Annotated in this window: 11 protein-coding genes; 3 read left to right on the top strand and 8 right to left on the bottom strand. The window is 27.9% G+C overall.

The genetic code is table 11. From position 1 onward, the window contains the following. Positions 1-74: 74 nt before the first annotated feature. Positions 75-293: a DUF3892 domain-containing protein gene (locus tag GOM42_RS06905; RefSeq protein WP_011590679.1), complete on the top strand. Its 219-nt coding sequence runs from the start codon at positions 75-77 to the stop codon at positions 291-293. A 923-nt stretch (positions 294-1,216) separates the two neighbouring features. Beyond that, entirely contained in the window at positions 1,217-2,161 is a 945-nt protein-coding gene (locus tag GOM42_RS06900) for a tyrosine recombinase XerC (protein WP_163235987.1), read from the top strand. A gap of 90 nt (positions 2,162-2,251) precedes the next feature. On the opposite strand, the gene GOM42_RS06895 is transcribed toward GOM42_RS06900, so the two are convergent. Next, complete coding sequence (locus GOM42_RS06895) at positions 2,252-2,644, bottom strand: hypothetical protein (RefSeq protein WP_003477798.1); 393 nt, start codon at positions 2,642-2,644, stop codon at positions 2,252-2,254. 206 nt (positions 2,645-2,850) lie between these two features. Between GOM42_RS06895 and lexA the strand changes: the two genes are divergently transcribed. Continuing rightward, entirely contained in the window at positions 2,851-3,462 is a 612-nt protein-coding gene (gene lexA / locus GOM42_RS06890) for a transcriptional repressor LexA (protein ID WP_003452542.1), read from the top strand. Between the two features lie 157 nt (positions 3,463-3,619). On the opposite strand, the gene GOM42_RS06885 is transcribed toward lexA, so the two are convergent. From GOM42_RS06885 to pflA, 7 genes are all read right to left on the bottom strand, one after another. Beyond that, entirely contained in the window at positions 3,620-4,525 is a 906-nt protein-coding gene (locus GOM42_RS06885) for a hypothetical protein (RefSeq protein WP_003469966.1), read from the bottom strand. 259 nt (positions 4,526-4,784) lie between these two features. After that, entirely contained in the window at positions 4,785-6,065 is a 1,281-nt protein-coding gene (locus tag GOM42_RS06880) for a methionine gamma-lyase family protein (protein ID WP_003469951.1), read from the bottom strand. Between the two features lie 104 nt (positions 6,066-6,169). Then, positions 6,170-6,412: an RNA chaperone Hfq gene (gene hfq / locus GOM42_RS06875; RefSeq protein ID WP_003460455.1), complete on the bottom strand. Its 243-nt coding sequence runs from the start codon at positions 6,410-6,412 to the stop codon at positions 6,170-6,172. A gap of 43 nt (positions 6,413-6,455) precedes the next feature. Continuing rightward, on the bottom strand, positions 6,456-7,388 hold the full coding sequence (gene miaA, locus GOM42_RS06870) for a tRNA (adenosine(37)-N6)-dimethylallyltransferase MiaA (RefSeq protein WP_110077445.1): 933 nt from the start codon (positions 7,386-7,388) through the stop codon (positions 6,456-6,458). A 17-nt stretch (positions 7,389-7,405) separates the two neighbouring features. Then, on the bottom strand, positions 7,406-9,430 hold the full coding sequence (gene mutL, locus GOM42_RS06865; RefSeq protein ID WP_011590677.1) for a DNA mismatch repair endonuclease MutL: 2,025 nt from the start codon (positions 9,428-9,430) through the stop codon (positions 7,406-7,408). Between the two features lie 26 nt (positions 9,431-9,456). Next, on the bottom strand, positions 9,457-12,189 hold the full coding sequence (gene mutS / locus GOM42_RS06860) for a DNA mismatch repair protein MutS (protein ID WP_011590676.1): 2,733 nt from the start codon (positions 12,187-12,189) through the stop codon (positions 9,457-9,459). Positions 12,190-12,451: 262 nt separating this feature from the next. Next, the gene (pflA, locus tag GOM42_RS06855; RefSeq protein WP_003477793.1) at positions 12,452-13,159 is read right to left on the bottom strand and encodes a pyruvate formate-lyase-activating protein; all 708 of its coding nucleotides are present in this window, start codon (positions 13,157-13,159) and stop codon (positions 12,452-12,454) included. Positions 13,160-13,206: the final 47 nt, after the last annotated feature.

The raw sequence follows: 13,206 nt of genomic DNA, 5'->3' as shown, positions 1-13,206 counted from the left end.
AAATAAAAATGGTTTTTTACAGGGAATATTTTTTAAAAAAGTATGCAAAATAATAGTAAAGGAAGGTGATAATCATGTCAAATTCTATAGTTAAAGTAAAAAAGAATAGTAATGGAGAAATTACAGATTACGTTTTAAGTAGTGGAAAGACTGTTTCTAAAGCTGAAGGTGTAAAGCTTGCAGAAGAGGGAATGATTGATGGAGTAATAATTTCTCATTCAAAGAAAGGGGAAGCTTATTTAAGAAGTATTCCTGATGGAAAAGAAAGTAACAACTTAGACGAATTATCATAATTAAAAAATTGCGATATGCTTATATTATAAGGAAACACAATAAAATGAAGATAGCTAAATTTAAGTTATCTTCATTATTTTTGCGTTCTAATATCTAAATACGATATTAGAATAGAGTCTTTAATTTATATAGGTAATTAAATTAGCAAATATACTATATTATTTTATTTATAATGTATATTTACTATGGTTTTGGTTATATTTAAGATATATTGATATTTATTATTCTGTATAAAACGTATTACTTTTATATGTAATACTAATTGTATTACAGTTAGTTAGAATAAATACTTTATAATTTTTCATCAAAAGATATTTTTAATAAAATAAGATGTTTCAAGGTTAAACAAAGTTAAAAAACAATCTTAAATCAGATTGTTTGAAATACACATATGAATTTCTAAAATACCCCCAATTTATAACTTCGCTAAATGTATATTTAGCGAAGTTGTTGTGTTTTTTGATAAAATATGCTACAATATAGTCATATCAAGGTTTTGAAAGGATTTTAGACTATGAATAATGAAGGAAATCAATTCGAAAATTTTAAATACTCACAAGAAATCAAAGAATTACTGAATATAAATTTAAGTAATGATGACTTAAACAATCTTGATCACATATATAACTATTACGATTCTCAAAACATCCAGCGTGACTATGAAGATTTAATTGAAGATATTTATATTTTTATTTTCAAGAGAAATCTAAGTATTACACAACTGGCAGAGATCTATAAAGTTAATCAAAGAATAATTAAACGATGGTTAAAAGAACTTGGAATGGACAAGCTTTTGGAAGTAGAAAAAGGTGGCGATTCTGTTGAAAAATCAAATTTTAAAAACAGCAAACAAGATGAATTACTCAAAAAGAATAAATTAAAATTTGATTTTTTAGAGAAATCGAAGCATCCAAAAAGAGTTATTGAATTCTTAAACTACTTAGAAAATGTAAAAGGAAAATCCCTAAACACTATAAAAGGATATTCAGTTGATTTAGGATTATTTTTTAAATTTTTGAAAGTTTATAAAGGTCTAGAAAATAATATTGAATTAGAAAAAATTGAAGAAGTTGAAATTTCTGATTTAGGTGATAATTTCATAAAGGATATAACCTTATCTGATATCTATGCCTTTCTAGCATTTTTAGAAAAAGTTAGAAACAATAGTGCTTATGCCAGAGCTAGAAAAGTTGCTACTTTAAAATCTTTCTTTAAGTTTTTAAATTCTAAAATAAAACTAATAGATGAAAACCCTACAGTAGAATTAGAATCTCCAAAGATAAATAAAAGACACCCAGTTTATTTAACCTTAGATCAAAGTATAACTGTTTTAAACTCTATGGATAAAGAAAATAAAAATTATTATAGAGATTATTGTATACTAACTTTATTTTTAAACTGCGGAATGAGATTATCTGAACTTTGTAATATTGAAATAGAAAAAATCAAAGGAGATACCTTAACTATTATAGGTAAAGGAAATAAAGAAAGAACTGTTTATTTAAATGAAGCTTCAATTGCAGCTATAGAAAACTATTTGAAAAATAGAAATGATTTAAAAGCTAATGAAGAAGCTAAAAAATACTTATTTTTATCAAGTAAATATAGGCCTATAAACAAAAGAAGTGTTGAAATTTTAGTGAAAAAACATATAGAAAATGCAGGGTTTAAAGATCAAAAATATACACCACACAAACTTAGACATACAGCTGCTACACTTATGTATAAGTATGGTAATGTAGATATAAGAAGCTTACAAAATATATTAGGCCACGAAAATATTTCAACAACTCAAATATATACCCATGTAGATGATGAAACTTTAAGAGAAGCAGTTAAAACTAATCCTTTAGCAAATATAAAATAGCATCACTTCTTGATTTTATGAAAAAAATACGATGATAGAACATATGTTCTATCATCGTATTTTTAGCACTTTTATATAAGAAACACTCTTCTACTTTTCTTTTATTTTAAGTTTTCTAACCCCTGGAAATACTTCTTCTGTCATTTCTTCCATAGTTAAATCATCATTTAAATCTATATCTTCAAGATATTCAATATGATCAAAAGCATCCTCATATTCATCTTGCTTAGCTAAATACTCTTCCCAAGTTTCTGTTGTAAGCTCTTCTTCTAAATCATCTTCCATTTCTTCTTGTTCTTCTTCAGCAAGTTTTTTAAGAGTTTCTTCTATTTTCTTGTTTTCTTCAACTTCTTTTGCTATGTCAGCTATTCTTATGGCTTTTGTATCTATCCCTTGCATCTCTAGACAATCACCGCAATTATCGCAAATCTTTCCATTATATACATCACAATAATCATCATTGTTAAATACTTTTTTATCCATAAAGTCACCTCTTACTTAAAAATCATCTTTTCATTATAACAAATATACTCTTTTTTATCAAATAAAAATTATTTTCCCATAAAAAATAATACAAAAATCAACTTATTTTAAGTGTTTTTATGAAAGTTACGGTATGAGAACATAAGTTTGCTATACTCTCCTTACTGTGGTATAATATTACCAAAGAATCGTGAGGTGCAATTACTATGATTATTAAGGAAAATTCAGATAAACAAACTCAAATATATAACTTTTTAATTGAATTTACAAAATCAAAGGGGTATCCACCTTCAGTTAGAGAGATATGTCAAGCAGTTAGCTTGAAATCAACCTCAACTGTTCATGGACATTTAAAGAGATTAGAGAAAAAAGGATTAATATATAGAGATCCAACTAAGCCAAGAGCTTTAGAAATAGTAGAATTATCTAATGAAGAAAAGGAATTAATAGATATTCCTATAGTAGGTAAAGTCACTGCTGGTATGCCTATTTTAGCTACAGAGAACATAGAAGATATGTTTCAAATACCTATAAACTACGTTAAGCACAATAATGATTTATTTATTTTAAAAGTTACTGGAGACAGTATGATAGAAGCTGGAATCTTAGATGGAGATTTAGCAATAATAGAACAGAAAAATGTAGCAACAAATGGTGATATTGTAGTAGCTCTAATAGAAAATGAAGCTACAATAAAAAGATTTTTTAAGGAAAATGGATTCATAAGACTACAACCAGAAAACAAAAACTATGAACCTATAATAGTTGAAGATTGCTCTATTTTAGGTAAATTAGTAGGAATTTATAGAGCTTATTAAGAAAAAATGCTAGGGAATTTTATGCATTACAAATTTCCTAGTATTTTTTCTTATTTTAAAATTTTACTAAATATTCAACTATATAATCTATACAGAATATTAAATTACACAAATTATCTGACGCCAATTAATAACTCAATTTACAAATCAACATATATTATGAATTTAACTTACTTTCTAAAACTTCTTTTTCATATTTTAAAGTTTTTATATCTAATTCTAAGGTTCTTTTCTCTAATTCTAACCTACTTTCAAAATCCTTTCTAAGCTTCTCAGACTCTTTTTCTGCCATTTTAGAGTATTTAGTCTCTAATAACTCTAACTCCTTCTTATGATCCTTTCTCATAGCTTCTACAAGCTTTTTATATGATTCTACCTCTTCCTTATAAGACTTCTCTTTTTCTTCATAGAAATTTAGCTTTTCTTTAAGAGCTTCTTTTTCTAATGCTAGAGATTTTATATGAGATTCTCTTTCTTTTAAAGAAGCTCTATCCTCTTCTCCCTTATTTCGTAACTCTTCATTTTCCTCCTTTAAAGATTCTAAAGATTTTAAAGAGGCTATTTCTTCTTTATTTTTTTCTATTAAATCATAGTTTCTAGATACTAATTGAGATAATGTGCTTTTATCTTTTTCTAAAGTTTTTATATTTTCTTTAAGCTCTTCTATCTCCTTTGTTTTAGCTTTATTATCCTCTTTTAAAGCCTTATCTCTTTCTATAAGTTCTTCTTCTCTTCTTTGCAGCCTCTCTATGGTCACATCCTTTATAGAAAGCTTCTTAACAAATTCCTCTTCTGCTCTTTTTCCTGCATCCTCACTCATTTGAAGAGAAGTTAAGAAAAGTTGGTTTATCTTGTTTAAATAATCCTGAAAAGACTCTATTTCTAACTTTCTTTCTATCAATGTTGATTTAGAATTCTCTAATTCATACAGTGATATTAATGCATCTAAACATTGTCCTTGATTTCCAAACTCATCAGATGCTATTTTCTTAAATTTATCGAAAGTTTCTTCAGTTACCCTAAAGCTTTTTACTTTTAATTCTTTGTTTCTGCTCTCTTCCAAAATATCCTTCCACCTTTCTTTGTAATACAATATGTAATATATAAAATGTAATACGTAATATTAAATTAATTAACTATTTTAATTATATCTTATAAAAAAAGATTTATTCCATAAAAAGAATATAAAAAATAGGCCTTTATCAAAATAAATTTCAATAAGATTTAAAGTAAATAATTTTGAAGAAATATCTTTGTAAATCTTATTATTTTTTGATAAAAGCCTATGTTAATTTTTGTATTTACTAATTTAAATTAGCATATTATTTAAAAATGTTATTTAAAGCTATTAATACACCTATTTTAGCATGGTCAAAAGTTAATCCACCTTGTAAATAAGCTATATATGGCTCTCTTATAGGTGCATCTGCTGAAAGTTCTATAGAAGAACCTTGAATGAAGGCACCAGCTGCCATAATAACCTCATCTGAATACCCTGGCATAGCCCATGGTTCACATTCAACGAAAGAATCTATTGGCGAAGCATATTGAACACCCTTACAGAATTTTATAAGTTTTTCTTTATCATTGAATTTTATAGCCTGAATTATGTCACTTCTCTTGTCATTATATTTAGGAAGAACTTCAAATCCAGCAAGTTCCATTATTCTAGCACAGAATATTGCTCCTTTTAATGCTTCTATAGCAACATGAGGAGCTAAGAATAATCCTTGGTAGAAATCTTTCATCACTCCAAATGTACATCCACACTCAGCTCCTATACCAGGTACAGTAAGTCTATAAGATGCTTGCTCTACATATTTTTCTTTTCCTACTATGTATCCACCAGTTGGAGCTATTCCTCCACCTATGTTTTTAATTAATGATCCTGCTATTAAATCAGCACCAACATCTGTAGGTTCTATTATGTCTATAAACTCTCCATAACAATTATCAACAAATACTATTAAGTCTTCTCTTAATTCTTTTATAGCTTTTATTGCTTCTCCTAATTCTTTAACTTGGAAGGCATTTCTAAAGCCGTATCCAGTTGATCTTTGCATATGTATTAACTTTATTGATTCATCATCTTTAATCATTTCTAAAGCTTTTTTTATGTTAATCTTTCCATCTACAAGATCTACTTGCTTATAATTAACACCGTACTCTTTTAAAGAGCCTATATTTTCTTCTCCGCTTATACCAATTACACTGTGTAAAGTATCATAAGGGCTACCAGTAACAGCTAATATAGTATCTCCAGGTCTTAAGTTTCCAAATAAAGCTGTTCCTAAAGCATGAGTTCCATTAACAAAATGTGGTCTAACTAAAGCTTTTTCAGCATTAAAGATTCTAGCATAAACTAAATCTAAAGTGTCTCTTCCAATATCACCATAACCATATCCTGTTGAATTAGTAAAATGATTATCTGAAATTCTTTCCTCTTGGAAAGCCTTAAGAACTTTTAATTGATTATATTCTCTTATTTCATCATATATTTTAAATTCATTTTCTACATCAATTATAGCTTGATTATAAAGCTTTATAGTTTCATCTGTGAAACCATATTGTTTTTTTAGTAATTCTATAGTTGCATTAAGCATTATTATACCCCCGCATTATTAAAATATCGTACATTTATAAATCTTATCATATAGAAAAAAAATAGGCAAACCATCTAGGGTTTACCTATTTTTCTTTTCTATATTTAATTATCAAAAACTTGCGCGTTATTAAATAAAATAGGTTTAGCTGGTGATACTGTGCTTATAGCATGTTTATAAACTAATTGTTGCTTTCCATCACTATCTAAAACTACTGTAAAGCTATCGAACCCTTTAACGATACCCTTTAATTGAACCCCATTTACTAAAAATATTGTTACAGGAATTCTTTCCTTTCTTGCATTGTTTAAGAATATATCTTGTAGGTTATTGATTGACTTATTCATTCTATTGCCCTCCATAAATTTTTAATATAATTTAATTATAAACCTAAGAATTTATTATGTCATTAATAATTTTGGAAGAAATATCTTCTTCAGAGGCGAAAGTATCTTTATCTATAAATATAGCTCTAGGATCCTTTCTAAACCAAGTAAGCTGACGTTTAGCATAGTTTCTGCTACCTTGCTTAATCATCTCTATGCATTGTTCTAAAGAGATTTTACCATAAAGATAATATAAAACTTCTTTGTATCCTATACCTTTCATAGACTGCATATCATCAGTTAATCCCATGGCTTTAAGATTCTTAACCTCTTCTAAAAGACCTTTTTCAAACATTATATCAACTCTTTTGTTTATTCTGTCATAAAGCTTTGCTCTATCCATATTAAGTACATAATAATATATATTATATGGAGTTTCATAAATACTATTCTTAGCTTTAAAAGATGAAAATGGTTTTCCAGTTAACTTATAAGTTTCTAATGCCCTAATTACTCTTTTTCTATTATTAAAATGTATTGAATTATAGCTTTCTAAATCAATATCTTTTAGCATCTCATGTAAATATTCATTTCCATGCTCATTAGCTATTTTTTCAAGCTCTTCTCTATACTCTTCATCCTTATCACTTTCTGCAAAATTCATATTGCATATGATTGAATTTATATATAGTCCAGTTCCTCCTACTAATATAGGAAGTTTTCCTCTACTTTGTATATCTTTAATTTTTTCTGTAGCTAAGTCTTTAAATTCAGCTACACTAAACTCCTTACTAGGATCAACAAAATCTATTAAATAGTGAGGGACGCCTCCCATTTCTTCCTTAGAAATTTTAGCTGAACCTATATCCATGTATTTATATATTTGCATAGAGTCAACAGATATTATTTCACCATTTAGCTTCTTTGCTAGATCTACTGAAAGGTCACTTTTCCCTACGGCTGTTGGCCCAGCAATAATAAGTAAATTATTATTCATTTAAACTGTCTCTCTCCTTAAGTTATTCTTTTAAACTTCTTATCTAATTCATAACTGGTAAATTTAATTATAGTTGGACGTCCATGTGGACAGTGGAAAGGATCATTTATGTATCTTAAATCCTCTATTAAGTTTTCCATTTCTAATATGCTTAAAACATCATTAGCCTTAACTGCCGCCCTACAGGACATAGATGCTATTTTATTATATTTAACCTCTACAGTTTCTCCAGTACCCATTTTCTTCAAGTTATTTATCATAGATGTTATTAGCTCTGTTGGATTTAATTTATCTAAAAAGTATGGTACCTCTTCAATTCTTATAGAATTATCACCAAAATCGCTTATTTTAAATCCTGCCTTTTCAAAAATCTCTTTATTTTCATCATAATAAAGATAATCCTCTGTAGGTAAGGTTACTACTAGTGGAATCATTAGAGGCTGAATTTCAACCCTCTTTTTAGCTATATCTGAAGAATACTTCTCAAATAAAATCTTCTCATGAGCTGCATGTTGGTCTATTAAATATAAAGTAGAATCATACTCAGCTAATATATAGGTTTTATTAAATTGACCAATAACTCTTAGCTTAGGGAATTTTGCTTCTCTATAAATTATTTCCTCTATGGAATTTCCATATTCATTCTTATTACATTTATAGTCACTTCTTTCAAGTGATTCAGAAGTACTTTCACTTACTTTATCTTTAAGTTCATTTTTTATAAGTATAGGATCATATGAAATCTCTCTTTTAGCTGAACCTTCTTTAAAATTATTATTTTCTAAAGAGTTATTAATACTAAAAGATTCCTCCTGATTTTCTTTTGATAAGAAATCTACTGGAATATTAACCTCTGTTTTAGCTTCATAATCCTTAGAGGGATTATAAGAATAAATCTCTTCCTTCTTTCTATCCTCACTTACCTTATAATTTATATTTTCTTTTAACTTTTCTAAGGTACTTATTTCCTCATCTAAGCTTTCCTGAATAACTTCTTCTTTTAAAGCTTCAAATTTTTTCTCCTCTTCTTCTGGAAGAGTAAAGGTATCTTTTACATATTCCCTCATAGCTGAATGAACAGCATCAAAGACTACCTTGAATATAAAACGTTCATCTTTAAATTTAATTTCAGATTTTGTTGGATGTATGTTAACATCTATAAGCTCTGGATAAGTATCTATAAATAATACGAAGAATGGAAACTTACCTGTAACATTAAAGGATCTAAAGGCATTTTCCACAGCTACAGTTAAGCTTCTATTTTTTACATATCTCTTATTTACAAAAAGACTTTGATTATTTCTAGAGGCTCTTGCTAAGGTATCATTTCCTATAAATCCATAAACAGAAGCTGTGTCCTTATGCTCTTCAAAATATATTAAATTTTCAGCAGTGGACTTACCATAAATAGTTCTTATAACATCTATTAATTTTCCATTGCCATAAGTATTTAAAATCTTTTTATTGTTATTAAATAATTTAAATGATACATCTGGGTTAGCTAGTGAAATTCTGTTTACTAAGTCATTTATTAAGGCACTTTCTCTAGCCGTTGTCTTTAAAAACTTCTTTCTAGCAGGTACATTAAAGAATAAATCCCTAACTTCTATTTGAGTTCCTCTATTCATAGAACAATCCGTTAAAGATTCTTTTTCTCCCCCGCTAATTACTAATTCCTTACCCATGTCAAAGTCTGATACTTTACTCTTAAAATCAACCCTTGCTATAGAAGCTATACTAGGCAAAGCTTCTCCTCTAAATCCAAGGGTATTTATACTAAAAATATCATAAGTATCTTTTATTTTACTTGTAGCATGAGGATTAAAAGCTTTTTCAACATCCTCTGGATGAACCCCTGAGCCATCATCTATTATTTTTATAAGAGATTCTCCACCATTTTGAATCTCTATAGTTATATTTTTAGCCCCTGCATCTAATGAATTTTCTACAAGTTCTTTAACCACAGAAGAGGGTCTTTCAACAACCTCTCCTGCTGCTATTTTATTTGCTGTATCTGCATTTAAAATATTTATTCTATTCAAAATTTATAACAGCTCCTTCCCATAAGCTAAATTAAATTTTTAGCTTCTTTAACTAGAGCATATAATCTATTCATAGCCTCCATAGGATTTAAAGATAAAATATCAACTTCTGAAAGTTCTTTTATCAAATTATCTTTTCCTATGGCAGAAAAATCTAATTGTATTTGATCATCTTCTTTTTTATGTGTTTTAGCCTCTGAAGCTTTTGAAATAACTTCTTCTTTAATTTCAATTTTATCCTCTTCTACTAGGGTTTCTTTAACTTCATAAGAGGTTGTAATAGAGGCTTCTTCTATGTCTTCTTTTGAAGCATTTACTTCTTTAAGAGCTAAATCTAAGTTATCCTTTGAAGATTCCATTTCAAGAGTTTCTAAGATTTCCTTAGCTCTATTTATTACCTCATCTGGAATACCAGCAAGTTTAGCAACCTCAATACCATAAGATTGATCTGCTCCACCTTCTATTATTTTTCTTAAGAAGATAATATTGTTATCAACTTCCTTCACAGCTACTGAATAATTTCTAACTCCGTGAATTTCTCCTTCTAATTTAGTTAACTCATGATAATGAGTAGCAAAAAGAGTTTTACATCTTAAATTTTTATTTTTACATATATACTCTATAACAGACCAAGCTATACTTAATCCATCATATGTACTCGTTCCTCTTCCAACTTCATCTAAAAGAACCAAGCTATTTTCTGTAGCATTTTTTAAAATGTTAGAAACTTCCCACATTTCAACCATAAATGTACTTTTACCACCTGCTAAATCATCAGAAGCTCCTATTCTAGTAAAGATTTTATCTACTACACTTATATTAGCCTTACTAGCTGGCACAAAGGAACCTATTTGACACATTAAAGTAATAATAGCTACCTGTCTCATATATGTTGATTTACCAGCCATATTAGGCCCTGTTATTATAAGAAGTTGATTATCATCTTTATTTATAATAGTGTCATTAGGAATAAACTCTCCCTTAGGAATTACCTTTTCAACAACAGGGTGTCTTCCATTTTCTATTTTAGTTTCCCCATCTTCATTAATTTCAGGTTTTATAAAATCATTTTCTAAAGCTACAAAGGCTAAATTGCTTATACAATCTAACTCAGCAATTATCTTAGCAGTAGTTTTTAGTCTATCTATATGATTTTCAACTTCATTTCTTATATCTAGGAAAATATCATATTCTAAAGAGCAAAGTTTTTCACTAGCTCCTAAAAGTTTTTCTTCTATTTCCTTAAGTTCTGGAGTAATAAATCTCTCTGCATTAGCTAAAGTTTGCTTTCTTATATATCTTCCTTCAGGAATAGAACTATAATTAGCCTTAGATATTTCTATATAATAACCAAAGACCTTATTAAATCCTACCTTTAAAGATTTTATGCCAGTAAACTCTCTTTCTCTATTTTCTAAGCTAGATATCCAATCCTTACCGTTAGTCTTAGCAAGTCTTAATTCATCTATTTCACCATTAAATCCATCTTTTATTAAATCACCATCTTTTAATGTTAGGGATGGATCTTCTTTTATAGATTTTTCTAAAAGATCATAAATATCTCTTAAGTCATCTAAATTATGGTGATAATTCTTTAGAAGACTTGAAGTGCAATTTTCTATAATTCCTTTTACATTAGGAATTTTACCTATAGATGTTTTTAATGCTATTAAATCCTTAGCATTAGCATTTTTATTTGAAATTTTCCCTAATATTCTCTCTATATCATAAATATCATGTAAAGCTTCCTTAAGAGAGTCATTTAAAGAAAGATCATTAAATAATTCTTCTACAGCATTTAATCTTAAAGTTATCTTTTCCTTATTAACAAGAGGTTCTTCAATCCATCTTCTAAGCATTCTACTTCCCATAGAAGTTTCTGTCTTATCTAATACCCAAAGAAGAGAACCCTTCTTACTTTTTTCTCTTAGATTCTCTGTAAGCTCTAAATTTCTTCTAGAACTTAAATCTATAGTCATAAAGTCAACCAAACTATATACTTCTATATCATTTATATTGGTTAAGCTTATTTTTTGAGTGTCTAGTATGTATTTAACTAAAGCATTACTTGATTTCTTAACCATTAAACTTAGAGAGTTTGATTTTTCTCCAAATTGATTATTTAATACTTCCTCAAAGTTTTCCTCAAAATATTCTATAGGCTTTCTACTTATTAAAGCTGGAGTAGTTAATGTTATATCTTTTATAAGCTCTTGATCTAAAGAATCTAAAAGTATTATTTCTTTAGGATTAAACTTAGATATTTCATCTAAAATAACTCCCTTTTCTAATTCTCCCTCTGTAGCTAAGAAATCTCCAGTAGAAATATCTGTTATAGCTAGTGAACATCTATTTCTCTCTAAGTCTGCATAAATAGTCATTATATAATTATTTTTTGTTTCCTCAACAAAAGAAGAATCTGTATATGTTCCAGGAGTTATAACCTTTATAACATCTCTTTTAACAATTCCTTTAGCAAATTTAGGATCTTCAACTTGTTCACAAATAGCAACCTTATACCCCTTAGCTACTAATCTTCCTATATATGAATTAGATGCATGAAACGGAATTCCACACATAGGTGCTCTTTTTTCTAAGCCACAATCTCTTCCAGTAAGAACTAATTCTAATTCCCTTGCAGCTGTTTCTGCATCCTCAAAGAACATCTCATAGAAGTCTCCAAGTCTAAAAAATAGAATACAATCCTTATAATTTTCCTTTATCTCAAAATATTGCCTCATCATCGGAGTCAGCTTCATTTTAGTACCTCCATCATTTCTATATGCTAAAACCTTATAACATTTTCTAAAATATCATAATCAATAACTATTATAACTTTTAAATATAAATTCTTTTTATTTAATTACTAAAGCCTAAAAACTTTTCTTTAAAAAGTTAATAAAATATACTTTGATTTTTTTAAAATGTTAATTATGTCATACTAATTATTCTAACATATTTTTTATGTAAGAAAAAACTAAAGCCTAAAATTAGACTTTAGTTTTTATCTAAATAATTATATTAATTAAATATTTCTTTTTCAAGTTCTTTTAACCACTTTTTATCTAAAGGTGGAACTCCCTCTAATCTATATGGAATATTAAGCCCTTCATATTTATTTACACCTAAAACATGATAAGGTAAAAGTTCAACCTTTTCTATATTATTAAGACCATCTACAAAATTCTTAATTCTCATTAAATCTTCTTTATTATCTGTATATCCAGGAACTACAACATGTCTTATCCACATTTTTTTATTCATGGACTGAGCTACCTTTAGAAACTCTAAGGATTTATCTATTGGAACTCTTACTAAATTTTTATATTTTTCAGGATCAGTTTCCTTTACATCAAATAATATAAGGTCAACATATTCAAGAATTTCTTCGTAATTTCCTAATCCCACACCTGCAGTATCTAATGTGGTATGTATTCCTTCCTTCTTACATAATTTTAAACATTCTAATAAAAATTCTGGTTGAAGAAGAGGCTCTCCACCTGAGAAAGTAACACCACCACCTGATGCATTAAAATATGTTTTAAATCTTTTTATCTTATTTACAAGCTCCTCTGGAGTATATTCAGTCCCCTTATCTTTACACCAAGTATCTGGATTATGACAAAAAGCACATCTTATTCCACAGCCTTGCATAAAAACTACAAATCTTATACCAGGTCCATCTACTAAGCCCATAGTTTCTAATGAATGAATTCTTCCTTTAACCATAATGCTGTCCCTCCTTACGGTAAACATTTCAAAAAAGAGTGTATAAA

Origin of the sequence: Clostridium sp. 16K-1-R1, from assembly GCF_023921145.1 — a bacterium.
Taxonomy (GTDB): Bacteria; Bacillota; Clostridia; order Clostridiales; family Clostridiaceae; genus Sarcina; species Sarcina perfringens.
The sequence above is the reverse complement of the archived record's forward strand: the minus strand, read 5'-3'. Positions and strand labels throughout refer to the sequence as shown.